This is a genomic window from Variovorax sp. GW821-FHT10C12 (genome assembly GCF_059415405.1).
On the sequence record NZ_JBWKNE010000002.1, the window covers coordinates 280014 to 299482 of the forward strand.

The following is a 19469-nucleotide window of genomic DNA, read 5'->3' on the forward strand; positions in this document are numbered from 1 at the left end:
CACATGTTGAACAACACCAGAGACACCACATCACCGCGCGCGAATGGCGCGGCGCCGTCCGCGTCCACCGTGGCCAACCGCCTGGAGGTCGTGACCTTCAAGCTCGGCGACGAGGAATACGGCATCGACATCCAGAAGGTGCAGGAACTGCGCGGCTACGACGCCGTGACGCGCATCGCGAACGCGCCGGATTACATCAAGGGCGTGGTCAACCTGCGCGGCATCATCGTGCCGATCATCGACATGCGCATCAAGTTCGAGCTGGGCGCACCCACCTACGACCAGTTCACGGTGGTGATCGTTCTGAACATCTCGGGCCGTGTGGTGGGCATGGTGGTCGATAGCGTGTCGGACGTGATCACGCTCACGGCCGAGCAGATCAAGCCGGCGCCCGAGATGGGTTCGGTGCTCGACACCGACTACCTGATCGGCCTGGGCACGCTGGACGAACGCATGCTGATCCTGGTGGACATCGACCGGCTGATGTCCAGCGAAGAAATGGGCCTCATCGAAGCCGCCGCCACCGTTTGAGGACCACCCCATGACATTCTTTTCGAACCTTCGCATCGGCACCCGCCTGACCCTCGCCTTCGGCATCGTGCTCGGGTTGTCGGTGATCTCCAGCGCCGTGGCGCTGGTCTCCGCGCACAGGAACGCCGAGGCCACGCGCATCATGATGCAGAGCCCGCTGGCCAAGGAGCGGCTCATTGCCGACTGGTACGTGCTGACCTACTCGGCCATCGCGCGCACCTCGATGATCGCGCGCACCACCGACGAGGCGCTGCCGATGCTGTTCGCCGACGTGATCTCCGAGAGCGTGAAGAAGGGCAGCGAGACCATGGCCAAGGTCGAGGCGCTGCTGGTCACCGACGAAGAAAAATCGACCTACAAGTCCATCGTCGAGCTGCGCGCCAAGTACCAGGCCGCCAAGGACGACGTGACCCGCGCCAAGGCCAGCGGCAACACGGTCGAGACCGTGCGCGCCTACCAGCTGTCGTTCCAGCCGGCGGCCAAGGCGTATGAGAACCGCGTGCTCGAGCTGCTGGCCATCGAACGCCGCGCCATCGACGACATGAGCCACGCCATCGACGCGGCGAATGCGAAGAGCTTCAACCTGCGGCTGCTGCTGACGGCGCTCACGGTGCTGCTGGGCGGCCTGTTCGCCTTCTTCATCTCGCGCAGCATCGTGCGCCCGCTGGCCAAGGCGGTCGGCGTGGCCGAGACGGTGGCGGCCGGCGACCTGAGCGCGAACATCCGCGTGGACAGCCGCGACGAGACGGGCCAGCTGATGCAGGCGCTGAAGGACATGAACGCGAATCTCGCCAAGGTGGTGGGCGAAGTGCGCACGGGCACGGAGACCATTGCCACGGCGTCGGGGCAGATCGCTTCGGGCAACCAGGATCTTTCTTCGCGTACCGAAGAGCAGGCGAGTTCGCTGGAGCAGACGGCGGCGTCGATGGAAGAACTGACTTCGACGGTGAAGCAGAACGCGGACAACGCGCGTCAAGCCAATCAGCTGGCGGTTTCTGCTTCGGAAGTGGCAGTGAAGGGTGGCGCGGTCGTGTCGCAGGTCGTGGACACGATGGGCTCGATCAACGCCTCGTCCAAGAAGATCGTCGACATCATCGGCGTGATCGACGGCATTGCGTTCCAGACCAACATCCTCGCGTTGAACGCGGCGGTCGAAGCTGCCCGCGCTGGTGAGCAAGGCCGAGGCTTCGCAGTCGTGGCCTCCGAAGTTCGCAGCCTGGCTCAACGCTCCGCAGCCGCAGCCAAGGAAATCAAGACCCTGATCGGCGACTCGGTGGAAAAGGTCGAAGAAGGCAGCAAGCAGGTTGCAGAAGCCGGCCGCACGATGGAAGAGATCGTGGGCAGCGTCAAGCGCGTGACGGACATCATGGGCGAGATCACCGCCGCGAGCCAGGAGCAAACCTCCGGCATCGAGCAGATCAACCAGGCGATCACGCAGATGGACCAGGTCACGCAGCAGAACGCGGCGCTGGTCGAAGAAGCCTCGGCCGCCGCGCAGTCGCTGCAGGAACAGGCCGGCAGCCTCGTGCAGGCCGTGAGCGTCTTCAAGCTCGACGCGAACGCGGTCGCAACCACCCGCGCCAGCTTCACGCGCATCACGCCGATTCCCAAGCCGCCGAAGCCGACGCCCAAGCCACGTGCCAAGGCGTTGCCTGCACGCCGCGAACCGACGGGCACACCACAGCTCGCCATGGCCGGCGACGCCAAGGGCGACTGGTCCGAGTTCTGAGCCAGGCGCAATGACACCGCGCGCCCTCAACTTCGGGCGCGCGCTGCCGATAACCATGGGGAGGCATCGCGTGATGCCGCTCCCCCACACCCCTTTGACAGGTAAAGCCTCATGTCCGGAAGCATGTTCTACACAGGTCTGAGCGGCCTCGCGGTCGCCCGCACCGCGCTGATGACCACGGCCCACAACACCGCCAACGTGTACACGGCCGGCTACAGCCGCCAGATCGCGCAGATCGCCTCCGCCGGCGGCATTGCCAGCGGCTCGGGCTTCATCGGCTCGGGCGCCAACGTGACGACCGTGTCGCGCAGCTACGACCGCTACCTCACGGCGCAGCTGGCCACCGCGCAGTCGCAGTCGGCCGCGCTGGCCACCAACGGCGTGCAGGTCAACCGCATCGACCAGCTGCTGGCCGACAAGACCTCGGGCATCGCGCCGCTGATGCAGAGCTTCTTCACCAGCGTGCAGGGCGTGGCCAACACGCCGGCCGACCCGGCGGCGCGCCAGCAGATGATCAGCGCGGCGCAGTCGCTGGCCAGCAAGTTCCGCGCGACCGACCAGTACCTGTCGGACCTGAACACCTCGGTCAACGAGCAGATCGTGGGCAGCGTGAGCCAGATCAACACCTACGCCGCCAAGATCGCCAGCCTGAACCAGCAGATCAGCCAGATGAGCGCGGTGGCCGGCGGCCAGGCGCCGAACGACCTGCTCGACCAGCGCGACCAGCTCGTGAGCGAGCTGAGCCAGGTGGTCGACGTGCGCGTGCTGCAGCAGGACGACGGCAAGTACAACGTATTCATCGCCACCGGCCAGTCGCTGGTGGTGGGCGACCATGCCTCGAAGATGGCGGCGGTGACGTCGTCGGCCGACCCCACGCGCCAGGTGGTGGCCCTGTCGGGCTTTGCCGGCAACACCGTCGAGCTCGACGACAGCGCCTTCACCGGCGGCGTGCTCGGCGGCCTCATGGCCTTCCGCAAGGACACGCTGATCCCCACGCAGAACGCCGTCGGCCGGCTCGCCATGTCGGTGGCCGACGCGGTGAACGCGCAGCACAAGCTGGGCGTGGACCTGAACGGTGCGCTGGGCCAGAACTTCTTCTCGCAGGCCGTGCCGGGCACGATCGCCAACGCAGGCAACGTCGGCAACCTCGAGCTGGGCGCCACGCTGACCGATGCGTCCAAGCTCACCACGAGCGACTACAACGTGAGCGTCACCGACGTGGCGGGCACGCTCACCTACACGGTCACGCGGCTGTCGGACAAGACGCCGATGGGCAGCTTCACCACCTTCCCGATCAGCTTCGACGGCGTGAGCCTCACGGCCGCGAGCGGCACGGCGCAGGCCGGCGATTCGTTCCTGGTGCAGCCCACGCGCACCGGCGCGCGCGACCTCGAGGTGCTGGTGCGCGACCCGGCCAAGGTGGCCGCCGCGTCGCCCGTGATCACCGGCAACACCGCGGGCAACAAGGGCAGCGGCGCGCTGGGCGCGGCCAGCGTCGATGCGGCCTACCCGGGCTCGCCGCTGGCCGGCAACGTCACGCTGAGCTTCAACGCGGGCACCGGCACGCTGTCGGGCTTTCCGGCCGGCTCGGCCGTGACTGTCACGCTGGCCAACGGCACCGCCACCAGCTACCCGGCCGGCACGCCCGTGCCGTACACGGCCGGCGCGAAGATGAGCTTCGACGGCATCACCGTGGCCATGACGGGCGCGCCCGCGCAGGGCGACACCTTCACCATCGGCAAGAACACGGGCGGTGTCTCCGACGGCGGCAATGCGCTGCTGCTGGGCGCGCTGCAGCGCAAGACCACGATGTCGAACGGCACCGCGACCTTCAACGGCGCCTACTCGCAGCTGGTGAGCGACGTCGGCAACCGCGCCATGTCGATCAAGGTGGCCGCCGTCACGCAGGACAGCGTCACCGGCCAGATCAAGGCCAGCCAGCGCGCGATTTCCGGCGTGGTGCAGGACGAGGAAACCGGCAACCTGCTGATGTTCCAGCAGATGTACCAGGCCAACGCCAAGGTGATCCAGACCGCCTCGGCGATGTTCGACGCCATCCTCGGCATCCGCAGCTGAACCCTTTTGTACAGATCCCAGGACCCGCGATGCGCATCAGCACCCAATCCTTCTACGAACAGAGCCTGCAGTCGATGGGCCTGCAGCAGCAGAAGCTGTTCAAGGTCCAGCAGCAGCTGGCGACCAACTCCAAGTTCCTGTCGGCCGGCGACGACCCGGTGGGGGCGGCGCGCGCGCTCGGCGTGAGCCAGACGCTGGCGGAGGGCGCCCAGTTCGCCACCAGCCGCCAGCGCGCGGCGCTGGCGCTGTCGACCGAAGAGAACGCGCTCGACTCGGTGACGTCGATCCTGCAGCACGTGAAGACGCTGGTCGTGCAAGCCGGCGGCGGCGGCCTGTCGGACGCCGATCGCGGCTCGCTTGCCACGGCCATCCAGAGCAGCCTGGAGCAGCTCGTGGGTGTGGCCAACAGCGACAACGGCAGCGGCCAGTACCTGTTCGCCGGCTACAAGAGCGGCAGCCCGCCCTTCGTGATGGCCGCCGGCGGCGGCGTGCAGTACGTGGGCGACCAGGGCGAGCGGCTGATGCAGATCGACGTGGCGCGCCAGATGTCGACCTCGGACGACGGCCGCAGCATCTTCCAGTCGGTGCAGGGCGGCGCGGGCTACGTGACCTCGGGCTCACCTGCCAACACCGGCTCGGGCGTGTTCGGCGCCGTGAGCATCACCGACGCCACCGCACCGAACTACGGCAAGGACTTCACCATCCGCTTCACCGGCACCGACTACACGGTGATGACCAAGGACACGCCGCCCGTGGTGGCCGCGAGCGGCCCGTTCACCGCCGGCACCCCGATCTCGTTCGGCGGCGTGCAGATCGCCATCAGCGGCACGCCGGCCAACGGCGACAGCTTCGACGTGTCGACCGCGCAGAACGCCGGCACCGACATCTTCGCGGCCCTGGGCGAGTTGGTGACGGCGCTGCGCGCACCGCTCAACGGTGGTGGCGCGGCGGCCCAGGCGCAGCTGCGTAACGCCTTGAGCACCGCCAACGTGAAGGTCACGAACGCGCACGACAACGTGCTCACCGTGCTGTCGTCGGTGGGCTCGCGCCAGGTCGAGCTGCAGGCGCTCGACAGCGCCGGTGCGATGAACAAGCTGCAGGAAGAAAGCTACCTGTCGTCGATCGAGGACCTCGATCCGTACACGGCGATTTCCGAGTTCTACCAGCGGCAGTCGTCGCTGCAGGCGACGCAGATGACGTTTGCCAAGTTGAACAGCATTTCGCTCTTCAACTACCTGTGAGGGTGGGGTAGCCAGCGGCTGCGTGCTGGCCACTGGAGGGGGGAAGCCGATCGTCGCGATGGACGCGGGCAGAATGCGTCGACGGGCTGCCGTCGGTCGTCCGCTTGGCCGCCGCGCACCACCCCCACCTTCCTCGGAGAATCGATCCATGGCCGAACGTGCATATGGGGCACCGGCACCTGCGACCCAGACCACCCTGGCTGGAGAGCGCTGGTACGGGAAAGACATCGACCGGCAAACCTACACCGCTGTCCTGTTCAGCGATCTGGACATGACGGAGGCCAGAAACACCGGGTCGGTGTTCACCGACTGCACCTTCCGAAGCGCGCGCTTCAATGCGTCCGTCCACACGGATGCGGCCTTCGTCAATTGCACGTTCGTCGCCTGCAAGTTCTTCGATGCCAGCTTCATCGATTGCAAGTTCGTCGGCAGCATGTTCGATGGCTGCATGTTCGAGGTGATGAAAGCGGTCGGCGGCGACTGGTCATTTGCCGGCCTGCCGGGTGCCGACCTGCGCAAGGCGTCGTTCACCGGCACACGGATGCGAGAGGTCGACCTCACGGGCGCACGATGCGACGGCGGCGTGCTTCGCGACGTCGATCTGTCGGGTGCCTGGCTGCACAGCGCCAACCTCTCGCGATGCGACCTGCGTGGCAGTGACCTGAGTGCACTGGAGCCGCAGCACGTACAGCTTCAGGGGGCAATCATCACGGCCGTGCAGGCGCTGACCATCGCCGAGGCGCTGGGCATGGACGTCAGGCCGGAGGAATAGACACGAGACAGCGCGGGTGCGATGAACACGCTGCAGGAAGAAAGCGACCTGCCGTGGTGGCTCGCGTCATGACGGTGCCCCGTGCCCCGGCGTGACGTCAGGCTGCGTTGCGGCGCAGGAACATGTGCGTGGCGCGCTCGCCTGCGATCTGCCGTTCGCAGCGGTAGCCCAGTGCCGGCAGGTCCAGGCCTGCGAACAGGGCCTCGCCCTGTCCCAGCAGCACCGGTCGCACGGCCAGGTGAAGTTCGTCGATCAGCCCGGCCTTCAGGTATTCGCGCACGGTGGCCACGCCGCCGCCCAAGCGCACGTCGCGCGCACCTGCGGCGGCCTTCGCCTGCGCCAGTGCATCGTGGATGCCGCCGGTGACGAAGTGGAAGGTGGTGCCACCCTGCATCGTCAGGGGCGCGCGGGCATGGTGGGTCAGCACGAAGACTGGCACGTGATAGGGAGGCTCGTCACCCCACCAGCCTTTCCAGCTGTCATCGGGCCAGGGGCCGCGTACCGGGCCGAACATGTTGCGACCGAGGATCCAGGCGCCCATCTCGGCGAAGCCTTGTTCGGCGATCTCGTTGTCGATGCCGGTCTCGCCGTTGGTCTCGCCCGTCTTTTGCATCTGCTGCCAGATGCGCGTGGGAAAGAACCAGTCCATGAGTTCCGGGCCGCGAACGCCCAGCGGATGCGCCAGGCTCTGGTCCGGGCCGGCGGCAAAGCCATCGAGCGAAACGCCGAAGCTGCGCACGAGCAATCGGGTCATGGCGTGGTCTCCTGAAAAACGGAGCCGCAGTTTAGCGCCGGGCGCGCCCGCCACGGGGGAGGGGCAGCCGAGTCAGGCCCTGGTGTGCCCGTTGACCGTGTGACATTTGGGAACGTTCTTCACCGTGGCGATGTACGCGGCGCCGCAAGGCCGGGCGTTGGTGATGCATCAGGGCGATTTCTTGCCCTCCAGGAGATGAAATGACTTTTCCCCGAATCGCTCTCAAGCTGGGTGCCGCAGGTCTTGTTGCTGTCGGCGCCTTGTTCACCGCCGCATCGGCCAACGCGGGCACCAGCTGGTCCATTGGCGTCAACGTGCCCGGCGTGGTCGTGAGCGAGCCCGCACCGGTCTATTACGAGCCGGCGCCTGTCTATTCGAGGCCGGCCCCGACCTACTACCAGCCTGCCCAGCCGGTCTACTCCAGCCCGGCACCTGTCTACTACGAGCCCGGATCGCGGTGGGAGGAGCGTCGCGCGCAGCGCTGGGAAGAGCGCCGCGCGGAGCGCCGTGAGTGGCGTCGCCGGCAATGGGAGCGTGAGCAGCACCGCCGTTATTACGAAGACCGCGATTGATGCCGGCAACGGCTGTGCGCGAGGGGGTTGAAGGGCCGGTATCGATGCGACGCGGTCTGCCCGAGGAACGCACTCAGTCGAGCTGGATGCCCAGCGGTTCAAGGCGCCGCTTGTAGTTCGCGATCTCCGCAGACACCGTGTCCGAGAACTGCTGCGGGGTGGTCACGACCGATGTGCTGGCGAAAGTCTTCAGCGATGCCTGGAACGCAGGCTCCTGCATCGCCTTCGCCACGTCGTCCCGGATGGCCGTGGCCAGTGCCGGTGACATGCCCTTGGGCCCCCACAGCCCTGACCACGCCGGGATGTCCACGCCCTTGAGGCCGAACTCCGAGACGCTGGGCACCTCGGGAAGGTAGGAGATGCGGGAGGCCGACGTGATGGCCAGGCCGCGCGTTTTTCCCTCATGAATCAAGGGCAGGCCGCTCGAGGTGCCGATGAACAGGAAGTCCACATGGCCGCCCAGCAGGTCCGGGATCGGCGAGGCCTTGTACGGCACATGCACGAGCTGAAGGTTGGCGGCGCGCGCGAACAGCTCTCCCACCAGGTGCGTGGTGTTGCCGGTGCCGTAGGAGGCGAAAGTGATGGTGCCCGGCTTGGCACGCGCCGCCGCCATCAGGTCGTTGAGGGTCCGGTACGGCGCGTCTGCGCGAACGAGCATGACGAAGCCCGGGGAACTCGTCACCTGCGAGATGGGGGTGAAGTCTTTTTGCGAGTCGTAGGGCAGCTTGCCGTAGAGCACCGCATTGGTCGTGTGGCCCCCGGTGGTGAAGAGCAAGACGGACCCGTCGGGCCTGGCGCGCGCCACCTCGGCGCTGCCGATGATCGCGCCGGCGCCGGGCTTGTTGTCGACGATGTGGTTGCGGCCGGTGGTGCGTCGCAGCGCCTCGGCCAGCTGGCGTGCGGAGGCATCCACCGCATTCCCGGGTGCGAACGGCACGACGATGCGGGTCACGGCGGGGCGGTCCTGCCCAAAGGAGAGCGATGGTGCTGCCAGGGCCACCGCACCCAGTGTCTGGAGCAGGGCTCGGCGATTCGTGGACGACAGCTTCCGGTGGGGGATCGATTTCACAAGGCTCTCCTGCAGTGGATGGGGTGGGGTGGGAAGAAAAAAGCGGATCACCAGAACACGGCGCCGCCCGGGCGTTGGCTCGCCGGTGCGTGCAGGTGCTTGAAGAACTCCAGCTTGGCGATGCGGCTCGCTGCCGTGCGCAAATCCTTGGCGACCGTGGCCTGCCTTTGTGGGTCCAGTCGCTCGGCGATGGCGGACAGGCTGAGGCCTGCCTGAACGTGCTGCCGGTTGGCCGGAACGGCGACACCCACGCTGTGGATGCCGGGGAACGTGCGCCCGTCCATCAGTGCGTAGCCTTGCGCCTCTGCGCGGGCCATCAGCTCCGTCACATCGCTCATCTTCAGCCGGTATTCGGGCACCAGCGGCGCGACACGCTGCAGCACTTGCTCGCGCTCCTCATCGGGCAGCGTCGACAGGATGGCCATGCCCGCGGCGCCCACGCCGAGAGGCACATGCGTGCCGACGTCGACGGTCACTGCCCGGATGGGAAAGGAGCCCGAGGCGCGGTACACGAACACGGCCGACAGGCCCTGGCGCACGCACAGGTAGATCGACTCGCCGGTCTTGTCCGCCAGGTCGTCGATCAGTCCGCGAATCTCGGCATTCACCTGGAGGCGCGACGCCGTCGCCGCGCCCAGCAGCGCGGCGCCGAAGCCCAGCCTGTAGCGCCGCGTGTCCGGGTCCTGTTCCACGAAGCCCAGCTGCTGCATCGCGCGCACCATGCGCGACGACGTCGCGACGTGCAGTCCGGTGGCTTGCGAGATGGTCTTGATGCGCAAGCCGTCGGCAGGGCGAAGCGCCAGCAGCCGAAGGATCGACAGGCTTCGCTCGACGGCTTGCGCGCCGCTGCGCGCATCCGAGGGCTCATGGCGGGAATCGATCATGGGCAGGTCCGTTTCGTTCAGAGGTCAGTCAGGTCGTGAGGCAGACAGGCAGATGAACCCGGGAATCCAGCAAGGACGTCGTTGAACTTGCGGCAATGCTAGGGTCGAAGGGCACCCGAAGTCATCCGTGTCGGCTCACATGGTGAGAATCAAATTCTGACCGCTGTTCTGAAAGAATAATGAGCGAGGAGGTCGGACCCATATTCAGGCGCCGTGGATTCTCACGATGTGATCGATCCAGGAGAAATGAGGCTTCTGCGGGTGCGCGTTCGTGCCTAGACTTCATTGCAAGGACGCACTGCGCCACGCACCCCTCCACTGCACTGAATTCGCTGAAAGACCGTCTCCATGGCCGACCCCCTGCAACGATCCACGCAAGGCTTCTTCGATCACGAGGGCGTGCGTACGGCCTACGCGCTGCAAGGGCAGGGGCCGGCACTCCTCCTGATGCATGGCGCCGAGGCCACGCGGCAGATGTTCGCCGAGCTGGTGCCTCTGCTGAGCCCCGCCTTCACGGTCATCTCCTACGACCAGCGTGAGTGCGGAGAGACCACGGCACCCGCACACGCCGCCAGCCTGGAAGCGCTGGCGCACGATGCCCATCGCCTGATCGTCCATCTCGGATTCCAGCGCGCCCATGTGTTCGGCTCCTCGTTCGGCGGCCGGGTCGCGCAGGCGCTCGCGCTGCTGCATCCTGACGTGGTCGATCGGCTCGTGCTGGGAAGCACCTGGCCGCTTCCTCATGCGATGGCAGAACTCAACCCTGCGGGCGTGGCCCGGCTGTCGCAACTGCGCGCGGCCTTGCCCGAGAGCGCCGAGGCACTCGCGACCCTGTTCTTCACCGCGCCCTTGCTGGCCGAGCGACCCGAGCTGCGCGGCTTCTTCTTGAAGGTCAGGCCGGCGGATGACGGCACCCGGCGACGCGCCGCAGCCGTCGCGTCGAGCCTCGATGCCGACCTCGGTGCGATCGCCGCGCCCACCCTGGTGCTCACGGGCGATGCCGACGCCGTGGTCCCGCCGGAGGTGGCGCTCTCGATCGCGCGCGCGATTCCCGATTGCCGTTCCGTCGTTCTGCCTGGCGTGGGGCATGCCACGGCCATGCAAGCCCCCGCGCAGCTCGCCGCAGCGCTCACGCAGTTTCTTCTTCTGTCCGACGCAGCCCGGGGACACGCCACATGCCCTTGACAGACCTGAACCACTTCCTCGTGCTCACCAAGGACATCGAGGCCTCGCGGCGCTTCTACATCGAGGCGCTGGGCATGCGCGATGCACCCCGGCCGTGGGCGCCTTTCCCGGGCGCGTGGCTGGCTATCGGCTCGCAGGTCTGCCTGCACCTGGCGCAGGCCAATGACGATCCGGCCATGCTCCATCACTTCGGACGCAGCCCGGGCGAAACGCTGCACGGCAGCGGCGCCGTCGACCACATTGCCTTTTTCGCCAGCGACCTGCAGGAGTTCGAGCAGCGGCTCACGCGGCAGTCGATTCCGTACCGGCGCCGAAGCATCCCGAAATCCAGTCTGGAGCAGATCTTCGTCAACGACCCGGATGGGGTCACGATCGAACTGAATTTTCCTGCCGATGCGCTCGGCAGTGCCCAAGGCACCCTGCCGGATGGCGCGTACGCCGACCTGACAACCGCATTCAGCGACGCCCCGGACGCGGCGACCCGGTACCGAAAGGTCGCCAGGATCGTGGACAAGCATCTGCGCCCCGTGCTGTTCAGCATCAATGCGCGCGTTGGCCGCTCCATGCGCCTGCAGCGCGTGTATTCCAGCGACGAACACGCGTATCCCGTGGGGGGAACGAAGGACAAGGAAGGCTCCCACTTCGGCGAGACCGTGCTGCGGGGGGCCCAGGTCTTGAGCAGTGACGGCGTCGACGCCATCCGGCAGAACTTCGATGACCACCAGAGGATCCTGGACCTCGGCGGGAGGTCGCTGCTGAACGTTCCCATCGTCGCCGACGGCGTGTGCGTCGGCGTGCTGAACGCCGTGCTGCGCGAGCCCGCCGTGCAGGCGCAGCAGGTGGAACTCCTGCAGGCCGTGGCCGGCATCCTGGCCCCCGGCCTTCGCATGCATGCCGTCCCTGCACCCGATACAGACCCCGCCTGACGCACCACCATGAGCTTCACCACCCGCCCTGAACTCAAGGGCACGTTCGGCGCTGCCGCGTCGACGCACTGGCTCGCCACGGCGAGCGCCATGTCCATTCTCGAACGCGGCGGCAATGCCTTCGATGCGGCCGCCTGCGCGGGCTTCGTGCTGCAGGTCGTCGAGCCGCATCTGAATGGCCCGGGCGGCGAAGTGCCGATCCTGTTCTGGGACGAGTCGGGCGCGCGCGCCCAGGTGCTGTGCGGGCAGGGCGTGGCGCCGGCGGCGGCCACCATCGAGCATTTCCAGTCGCTGGGCCTGCAGCTGGTCCCGGGCATCGGCCTGCTGCCGGCATGCGTCCCTGGCGCGTTCGGTGCCTGGATGACGCTACTGCGCGACCACGGAACCATGCCCTTGCGCACCGTGCTGGAGCCGGCCATCCAGTACGCGCGCGACGGCTACCCGCTCGTGCCCCGCATCGTGCAGGCGATCGTCGCGGTGCGCACGCTCTTCGAGACGCAATGGCCGACGTCGGCGGCCATCTATCTGCCGGGGGGCGACGTGCCCTCGCTGGGGAAACTGTTCACCAACCAGGCGCTGGCCGACACCTACCTGCGCCTGCTCGAGGAGGCCGAGCAGGCGAGTACTCAGCGTGAGCAGCAGATCGATGCGGCACTGCGCGGCTGGTACCAGGGCTTTGTGGCCGATCGCATCGACGCCTTCTACCGAACGGAAGTCATGGACTCTTCGGGCGAGCGGCAACAGGGGCTTTTGCGCGGGGAGGACATGGCGCGCTGGCGGCCCACCTATGAAGCGCCTCGCATCTGCGACTACGGCGACTTTGCGATCGCCAAGTGCGACGCGTGGAGCCAGGGCCCCGTGATGCTGCAGCAGCTCAATCTCCTGCAGGCCGATGCCCTTGAGGGGCTGGACCCCACGGGCGATGAGCTCGTGCACCGCATGGTGGAGGCGGCCAAGCTGGCCTTTGCGGATCGCGATGCCTGGTATGCCGATCCCCGTGCGATCGATGTTCCGTTGGAGGAGCTGCTCTCGATGCCGTACGCGGCTGCGCGCCGCCCACTGATCGACGACAGGGCCTCGTCCCTGATCCGTCCCGGCAGGCCCGCTGGCCTGGCCCCGCAGCTGTCGCTGCATGAAGACCATTCGCGCGCATTGGCGGCAGGCGGCTTTCTTTTCGGCGCCGGCGAACCCACGTTCGCGGCGCTGCCGGCGCAGGCCTGGCAACCGACCGAAGAGATCGTCGTGGGCGACACCTGCCACATCGACGTGGCCGACCGCTGGGGCAACCTGGTTGCGGCCACGCCCAGCGGGGGATGGCTGTCCAGCAGCCCCGTGGTTCCGGGGCTGGGGTTCTCGTTGAACACACGCCTGCAGATGACATGGCTCGACCGGCGCATGCGCAACGCGCTGCGGCCGGGCTTCCGGCCGCTCACGACGCTCAGCCCGTCCCTGGCATTCAGGCAAGGCCGGGCCTATGCGGCTTTCGGCACGCCGGGCGGCGACCAGCAGGACCAATGGCAGACCGCATTTGCCGTGCGCCATCTGCGCATGGGCATGACCATGCAGGAAGCCATCGACGCGCCGGCCTGGCACATGAACCATTTCACCGCGTCCTTCTGGCCGCGCCTGGTCGAAAGACAGCGCCTGACCGTCGAGAGCCGCTTTCCTGCGCAGAGCATCGAGGCATTGCGCCGCCGCGGGCACGAGGTGGTCGTCGGCGATGCCTGGTCCGAGGGGCGGCTGTCGGCTTGCGCGCGTGAACGCATTGGCCCCGGCCGCTTCATGTTCAGGGCCGCGGCCAATCCACGCGGCATGCAGGGCTACGCGGCGGCGCGCTGATTCCCACTGGCACCACCATTCACTACATCTGGAGCTATTCGATGAACGTCCTGATTTCCGGCGCCAGCATGGCTGGCCTTTCCGCCGCCCACTGGTTTGCCCGCCTCGGCCACAAGGTCACCGTGGTCGAGCGCTCGAACGGATTGCGCGCGGGCGGCGCGCCGATCGATGTTCGCGGCCATGCAATCGGAACCGCCGAGCGCATGGGCATCCTGCCGCAAATCCTCGCGGAGCGCGTGCTGCCGGGCGACCCCACGCCCATCCTGGATGGCACCGGTGCGCAGGTGGCCTCCTTCGACATGCGGTGGTTCGGCAACCAGACCGATGACGACGTCGAAATTTCGCGGGATCGCTTGAACCTGATTCTGCGTCGGTCGATTCCGTCAGACGTCGCGTTCCACTTCTCGTCTTCCATTGCCTCCATCAACGACAGCGACGCCGGAGTGGACGTGACCTTGGCCGATGGCACGCAGCACCACTGCGACCTCGTCGTGGGTGCCGACGGGCTCCATTCGAACGTGCGCAGGCTGGCATTCGGACCCGAGCACGACTACGTGAAGCACTTCGGGCACTACGTGGCGCTCGTGGACCTCCCGAAGGACAGGACGTGGCAACGGGCCATGCTGAACGTTCCGGGCCTGAAGATCTCGGTGCGGGATTCTGGCGACGGCCCGCAGGGCATGATGATCGTCGCGAGCGAGGAGGTCGACTACGACTTCCGCGACATCGCGTCGCAGCGTCGCCTGGTGGACCGTTTCATGTCGCGCGTCGATGCCTGGCAGGTGCCGCAGATGCGTGCCGCCTTCACGGCGCCCGACGCCGAGGGCTTCTACTTCGATTCCGTGAGCCAGACGCGCATGCCGAGCTGGATCAACGGCAATGTGGCGGTGATCGGCGATGCCGGTCACTGCGCCGCACTGCTGTCCGGCCTGGGCACCACCCTGGCGATGGTGTCCGCAGAGATCCTGGCCACCACGTGGACCGAGTGCGGCGGCCAGATGACGCAGGCGAGTCCTCTGTATCACGAGCGCCTTCGTCCCTATGTCGAGCACTGCCAGCAATTCGCAACGGTCGGGGCACCGCTGATGGTGCCCGCCACGCAGGACGCGCTGGACGAGCGCAATCAGAATCTGCGTGACTGCGCGGCGAAGTTCGCCGAAGCCACCTAGTTGTTTCTCGCGCGCGGTCAGCGCCTCGGGGCGCGCAGCCTCGCAATGCCGAAGCCCAATGCCACGGCGACGCACAAGAAGGCCAGCACGGCCAGCCAAGTCGATTGGGTGAAGTAGTAGGCGCCCAAGGCCGCACCTGCAGCCACGAAGGCGCCCAGCCATTCCAGGGCGGGGTCGAGCCAGCTCTTCGCAGTGTGCGCCTTGGGTTCCGCGAACGCGCGATCGTGTTCGTCGATCTGCTGTGTGGTCGGCGGTCTGCGGGCCTTCCTTTGTCGCGGGTCGGGGAAGTGTTCTCGCAACGCCGGCGTGGGCCAGGCGCCATCGCTGGATGACGCGATGCCGCTCAAGGTCCAGATCGGGTCCGCATCGTGCCTCGCAAGATCCGACATCAGGCTGTCGAGCGCCTTGCCGTCGTGGAGACCGTCGATGTCCCCAAGATCGGCGCGCAGCCATGGCTCGGCGTCGGCCGCATCCGGCAAGCCGGAGGTGCGCAGCAGGAGGTAGTCCCCGAAGTGCTGCGCAATCAGTGCTTCGAAGGACGCGTAGATCGGGCGGTAGCGTTCTCCGACGGCGCCGAGGATCGCTTCACGCCGCTCCGTCAGCCGCGCAACCGCTGCGGCCTTGTCAGTGACGAGGTAGGGGTAGGTCGCGTCGGCGCCGAAATCCGCCAGGCATTCCTCCCGGTCGACGGCCGAGGCTTCGTCGTCGATGTCGTATTCATCGATGAAGCGCGCATGCCGGATGTCGCTGGTGCTGAAGAGTGCCCGCCAGAACAACGGGAAGAACGCGTTGGCCTCCAGCTCCGCGCCATGGCCGAAGAAACTGCGCCATTCGTTGCGGCTGCCTTCCGGCATCCGGGGCAGGGAGGAACTGGACAGATAAATGGGGTGTGACATGCGCGACCTTCCGTGTTGCGGCCGGAATCATCTTAGTGGGAGTGGCGCGTCATCCCGTGACCCTGCTGTCCTTCAAACCAGCCGGCTGGCCGCAAGCAGCCCTTCACCCCTCAGCGCCGCAGTCCCTGCGTGAATCGCAGCATGGTCGAGAGCGATTCCGCAAACCGCGGCTCCAGGAACGCCGCCAGGTGCGGCATCAGCAGCTGCAGCATCACCAGCCCCGCCAGCAGCGTCAGCGGAAAGCCCACTGCGAAGATGCTGAACTGCGGCGAGGCGCGGTTCAGGATGCCCATGGCGAGGTTGAGCGTGAGCAGCGCGGTGATCAGCGGCAGCGCCAGCAGCAGGCCGCTCGCGAAGATGTCGCCGGCCGCCAGCACCAGGAACATCCAGCCACCGGCCGCCAGTGGCGCATCGGCGATGGGCAGCGTGTGAAAGCTCGCGGCCAGCGCCTCCAGCATGAGCAGGTGGCCGTCCAGCGCCATGAAGATCAGCATCGCCAGCATGTTCAGCAACCGCGACACCACCATCGTGCTGCCGTGGCTCATGGGGTCGAAGAAGGACGCGAACGACAAACCCATCTGCAGGCCGATGTACTCGCCCGCAGCCAGCACGGCCGTGAACACCAGCCGCATCGAGAAGCCCATGGCGGCGCCGACCAGCACTTGCTGCACGATGATCCAGAGGCCGCCTGCCGACACCACGGGCACCGCCGGCAGCGGCCCGATCGTGGGCGAGATCACCAGCGTCAGCACGGCGGCGATGCCCACCTTCACCTGCCGTGTCGCCCAGGGCTCGCCGAACACCGGCGCCGTCGAGACCATGGCCAGCATGCGCACGAAAGGCCAGAGGAAGGCCACCAGCCAGGCCTCGAGCTGGCCCGAGGTGACGGAGAAGACCGAGGGCGTCACGCCAGCATCTGCGGGATGCTGGCGAACAGGGCGCGCATGTAGTCGAGCATGCGGTCGAGCATCCACGGCCCGGCGATGACCAGCGTCGCGAACACCGCGAGCAGCTTGGGAATGAAGGACAGCGTGGCCTCGTTGATCTGCGTGGCCGCCTGGAAGATGCTGACCACCAGGCCGATCACCAGCGCCACCAGCAGCAGCGGTGCACCCAGCAGCAGCGAGATTTCCATGGCCCGGTGGCCCATGGTCATGACGGATTCGGGCGTCATAAGTAAAAGCTCTGCGAGAGCGCACCGATCAGCAGCTGCCAGCCGTCGGCCAGCACGAACAGCATCAGCTTGAAGGGCAGCGCGATGGACGCGGGCGGCACCATCATCATGCCCATCGACATCAGCACGCTCGCCACCACGAGGTCGATGATGAGAAAGGGAATGAAGATGGTGAAGCCGATCTGGAAGGCCGTCTTCAGCTCGCTGATGACGAAGGCCGGCAGCAGGATGCGCAGCGGCACGTCCTCGGGCCCCTGCATCTCGGGCGCTTTAGCGAGCCGCGCGAACAGCGCCAGGTCGGTCTCGCGCGTCTGCTTGAGCATGAAGGTCTTGAAGGGCGCGATGCCGCGCTCCAGCGCCTTCTCGGCGCTGAGCTTGCTTTCCGAGAACGGCACGTAGGCCTCGGTGTAGGCCTTGTCGAACACCGGCGACATCACGAAGAAGGTGAGGAACAGCGACAGCCCCACCAGGATCTGGTTGGGCGGCGAGGTCTGCGTGCCGATGGCGGTGCGCAGCAGGCCCAGCACGATGAGGATGCGCGTGAAGCTGGTCATCGACAGCAGCAGCGCGGGCAGGAAGGTGAGCGAGGTCAGCAGCACCAGCGTCTGCACGCTCAGCGACCAGGTCTGGCTGCCGCCGGGGCCCGGCGTGCTCGTAAGGCCGGGCAGGCCTTGCGTCCACGCGGCGGCTGGCAGCGTGGCGGCGAGCAGCAGCAAGGCGGTGCGCAGGCCGCGGTGCAGGGCAGGGCGCGTCATGGCGCGGTGCGCGCCTTGCCCGCGAGGGAGTCGCGCAGCTTCTGGGCGAACAGGCCCACCGGGTTCTGTGGCGACATGGGTGTGACTGCCGCAGGCGTGGCCTGAGCCGGCAGCGTGTGCAGCGTGCGGACCTGGCTGCTGGTGACGCCCAGCACCAGCCACTGGCCGGCCACGTCCACCACGACCACGCGCTCGCGCGGGCCGACCATGGCGGTGGACACCACCTTCACCACCTGGCCGCCGCCCAGCCGCTGCAGGCCGAAGCGCCGCGCCAGCCACGCGCACAGGAAGATCAGGCCGACGACCGCCGCCATGCCGAAGCCCGCCTGCAGCAGGCCCGCGCCGCCGACCGCAACGGGCGGCGCGGCTTCGCGCACCGGCGTGGGCACGGTGGGCAGCGCGGCGTGGACCGCATGCGCCGCATGCAGGCCCAGCGCGAGCAGCGAAGACGCCCGCGCCAGGTTCATGCGCGCGCGAGCTTCTGCATGCGCTCGGAGGGCGTGACGATGTCGGTCAGGCGGATGCCGTACTTCTCGTTCACCACCACCACCTCGCCCTGCGCAATGAGGTAGCCGTTGATCAGCACGTCCAGCGGCTGGCCGGCCAGGCCGTCGAGCTCGACCACCGAGCCCTGCGACAGCTGCAGCAGGTTCTTGATGGTGATGCGCGTGCGGCCGATTTCGGCGGTGAGTTGCACGGGCACGTCGAGCACGCGCGCGATGTCCACGGGCGTGGCGGACGATGCAGCCGGCGCGTCCTGGATCTGCTGGAAGACCTGCGCCGTTGCGGGGGCCACGGCCGGGTCGGGCGTGGGCGCGCTGGCCGCGGTCTGCTCGGCCAGTGCGCTGGCCCAGTCGTCCGCGTCGCTGGCGGCAGAGGTGTTGTCAGTCATGGTCGTTCTTCGAATCGCTGTCTTGGTGGGAGATCATGTGTTGCACGCGCAGGGCGTAGCGCTCGTTGGAGGTGCCGTAGCCGCAGGCCATCACGGGCACGCCGCCGACCTTGGCGACCACCGTCGCCGGCAGCTCGATGGGAATCACGTCGCCCACGCGCAGCTTCATCACCTCGCCCAGCGTCGAGGGCATGGTCACGAAGTCGGCGGTGAGCTCGACGTCGGCGGCCTGCATCTGGCGCGACATCTGCGTGACCCAGCGCTTGTCGACCTCGACCTCGTCCTGGATCGGGTTGGACAGCAGGTCGCGGATCGGCTCGATCATCGAGTAGGGCAGGCACACGTGCAGGAAGCCGCCGATGGGGCCGAACTCGATCTGCAGCGTGGTGTTGATCACCACCTCGTTGGGCGCCACGATGTTGGCGAGCTTGCCGTGCATCTCGGCGCGCACGTAGTCGAAGGCCAGCGGATACACCGGCTGCCACGCGTCGCCGTAGCACTGCAGCGACAGGTCGAGCAGGCGCTTGATGATGCGCTGCTCGGTGCGCGTGAAGTCGCGCCCTTCCACGCGCACGTGGTAGCGCCCGTCGCTGCCGAACAGGTTGTCCACCACGAGGAACACCAGCTTCGGGTCGAACACGAAGAGGGCGGTGCCGCGCAGCGGCTTCATGTGGACCATGTTGATGTTCGCGGGCACCGGCAGGTGCCGCACGAACTCGCCGAACTGCTGGATCTGTACCGGCCCCACCGAGATGTCGGGGCTGCGGCGCATGAAGTTCAGCAGCGCGCTGCGCAGGCCGCGCGCAAAGCGGTCGTTGATGACCTCCAGCGTGTGCATGCGGTTGCGCACCACGCGGTCAGGTGCACCGAGGTCGTAGGCCGGCAGGCCGTCGGGCGGCGGCGCGGGCGCGGCGGCCTGGTCGAGGTCGCCGCCGGTGACGCCCTGCAGCAGCGCATCGACCTCGTCCTGGGAGAGCACCTGTTCATACGCCATGGATCGCGGGT

The 19469-nt window shown here is 67.4% G+C and carries 20 protein-coding genes; 10 read left to right on the top strand and 10 right to left on the bottom strand.

Annotated features, from left to right (window positions below):
- Window positions 1–3 precede the first annotated feature (3 nt).
- The 5 genes from AC07OH_RS14575 to AC07OH_RS14595 all read left to right on the top strand — a co-directional run bounded on the left by AC07OH_RS14575 (window position 4) and on the right by AC07OH_RS14595 (window position 6349).
- Entirely contained in the window at window positions 4–531 is a 528-nt protein-coding gene (locus AC07OH_RS14575) for a chemotaxis protein CheW (RefSeq protein ID WP_307694672.1), read from the top strand.
- Between the two features lie 10 nt (window positions 532–541).
- Complete coding sequence (locus AC07OH_RS14580) at window positions 542–2260, top strand: methyl-accepting chemotaxis protein (protein WP_495301142.1); 1719 nt, start codon at window positions 542–544, stop codon at window positions 2258–2260.
- A 111-nt stretch (window positions 2261–2371) separates the two neighbouring features.
- Window positions 2372–4336 (top strand): flagellar hook-associated protein FlgK, encoded by a 1965-nt coding sequence (gene flgK / locus AC07OH_RS14585; protein ID WP_495301143.1) that lies wholly within the window; start codon window positions 2372–2374, stop codon window positions 4334–4336.
- 29 nt (window positions 4337–4365) lie between these two features.
- A complete protein-coding gene (flgL, locus tag AC07OH_RS14590) occupies window positions 4366–5577 on the top strand; it encodes a flagellar hook-associated protein FlgL (protein ID WP_159274373.1) in 1212 nt (403 codons plus the stop codon).
- A 148-nt stretch (window positions 5578–5725) separates the two neighbouring features.
- Window positions 5726–6349, top strand: a complete 624-nt coding sequence (locus AC07OH_RS14595) for a pentapeptide repeat-containing protein (RefSeq protein WP_495301144.1) — start codon at window positions 5726–5728, stop codon at window positions 6347–6349.
- 97 nt (window positions 6350–6446) lie between these two features.
- Here AC07OH_RS14595 and AC07OH_RS14600 read toward each other — a convergent pair whose 3' ends face one another.
- Window positions 6447–7103 carry a dihydrofolate reductase family protein gene (locus AC07OH_RS14600; protein WP_495301145.1) on the bottom strand — a complete coding sequence of 219 codons (657 nt, stop codon included), beginning with the start codon at window positions 7101–7103 and terminating at the stop codon, window positions 6447–6449.
- A gap of 200 nt (window positions 7104–7303) precedes the next feature.
- Here AC07OH_RS14600 and AC07OH_RS14605 point away from each other — a divergent pair, with 200 nt between their 5' ends.
- Window positions 7304–7675, top strand: coding sequence for a hypothetical protein (locus AC07OH_RS14605; protein ID WP_489059587.1), 372 nt, complete (start codon window positions 7304–7306; stop codon window positions 7673–7675).
- Between the two features lie 73 nt (window positions 7676–7748).
- Here AC07OH_RS14605 and AC07OH_RS14610 read toward each other — a convergent pair whose 3' ends face one another.
- On the bottom strand, window positions 7749–8627 hold the full coding sequence (locus AC07OH_RS14610) for a Bug family tripartite tricarboxylate transporter substrate binding protein (RefSeq protein ID WP_495301146.1): 879 nt from the start codon (window positions 8625–8627) through the stop codon (window positions 7749–7751).
- Window positions 8628–8791: 164 nt separating this feature from the next.
- Entirely contained in the window at window positions 8792–9628 is an 837-nt protein-coding gene (locus AC07OH_RS14615; protein WP_495301147.1) for an IclR family transcriptional regulator, read from the bottom strand.
- A 348-nt stretch (window positions 9629–9976) separates the two neighbouring features.
- On the opposite strand from AC07OH_RS14615, the gene AC07OH_RS14620 reads away from it, so the two are divergent.
- Genes AC07OH_RS14620 through AC07OH_RS14635 form a run of 4 tightly spaced genes read left to right on the top strand, consistent with a single transcriptional unit; the run spans window position 9977 to window position 14747 of the window.
- A complete protein-coding gene (locus tag AC07OH_RS14620; RefSeq protein WP_495301148.1) occupies window positions 9977–10813 on the top strand; it encodes an alpha/beta fold hydrolase in 837 nt (278 codons plus the stop codon).
- On the top strand, window positions 10804–11739 hold the full coding sequence (locus AC07OH_RS14625) for a VOC family protein (RefSeq protein WP_495301149.1): 936 nt from the start codon (window positions 10804–10806) through the stop codon (window positions 11737–11739). The genes AC07OH_RS14620 and AC07OH_RS14625 overlap by 10 nt, the downstream gene beginning before the upstream one ends.
- Before the next feature lie 9 nt (window positions 11740–11748).
- Window positions 11749–13578: a gamma-glutamyltransferase family protein gene (locus AC07OH_RS14630; protein WP_495301150.1), complete on the top strand. Its 1830-nt coding sequence runs from the start codon at window positions 11749–11751 to the stop codon at window positions 13576–13578.
- 41 nt (window positions 13579–13619) lie between these two features.
- Window positions 13620–14747, top strand: a complete 1128-nt coding sequence (locus tag AC07OH_RS14635; protein ID WP_495301151.1) for an FAD-dependent monooxygenase — start codon at window positions 13620–13622, stop codon at window positions 14745–14747.
- 17 nt (window positions 14748–14764) lie between these two features.
- Here AC07OH_RS14635 and AC07OH_RS14640 read toward each other — a convergent pair whose 3' ends face one another.
- The 7 genes from AC07OH_RS14640 to fliM all read right to left on the bottom strand — a co-directional run bounded on the left by AC07OH_RS14640 (window position 14765) and on the right by fliM (window position 19458).
- Window positions 14765–15643, bottom strand: a complete 879-nt coding sequence (locus AC07OH_RS14640) for a hypothetical protein (RefSeq protein WP_495301152.1) — start codon at window positions 15641–15643, stop codon at window positions 14765–14767.
- Between the two features lie 110 nt (window positions 15644–15753).
- Entirely contained in the window at window positions 15754–16551 is a 798-nt protein-coding gene (gene fliR, locus AC07OH_RS14645; RefSeq protein WP_495301153.1) for a flagellar biosynthetic protein FliR, read from the bottom strand.
- The gene (gene fliQ, locus AC07OH_RS14650) at window positions 16548–16817 is read right to left on the bottom strand and encodes a flagellar biosynthesis protein FliQ (RefSeq protein ID WP_062469313.1); all 270 of its coding nucleotides are present in this window, start codon (window positions 16815–16817) and stop codon (window positions 16548–16550) included. Before fliQ ends, fliR begins: the two co-directional genes overlap by 4 nt.
- Window positions 16814–17572 carry a flagellar type III secretion system pore protein FliP gene (fliP, locus tag AC07OH_RS14655; protein WP_062469318.1) on the bottom strand — a complete coding sequence of 253 codons (759 nt, stop codon included), beginning with the start codon at window positions 17570–17572 and terminating at the stop codon, window positions 16814–16816. Before fliP ends, fliQ begins: the two co-directional genes overlap by 4 nt.
- Entirely contained in the window at window positions 17569–18039 is a 471-nt protein-coding gene (fliO, locus tag AC07OH_RS14660; protein ID WP_495301154.1) for a flagellar biosynthetic protein FliO, read from the bottom strand. Before fliO ends, fliP begins: the two co-directional genes overlap by 4 nt.
- A complete protein-coding gene (gene fliN, locus AC07OH_RS14665) occupies window positions 18036–18464 on the bottom strand; it encodes a flagellar motor switch protein FliN (RefSeq protein WP_354343156.1) in 429 nt (142 codons plus the stop codon). The genes fliO and fliN overlap by 4 nt, the downstream gene beginning before the upstream one ends.
- Window positions 18457–19458 (bottom strand): flagellar motor switch protein FliM, encoded by a 1002-nt coding sequence (gene fliM, locus AC07OH_RS14670; RefSeq protein WP_095946623.1) that lies wholly within the window; start codon window positions 19456–19458, stop codon window positions 18457–18459. The genes fliN and fliM overlap by 8 nt, the downstream gene beginning before the upstream one ends.
- Window positions 19459–19469 lie beyond the last annotated feature (11 nt).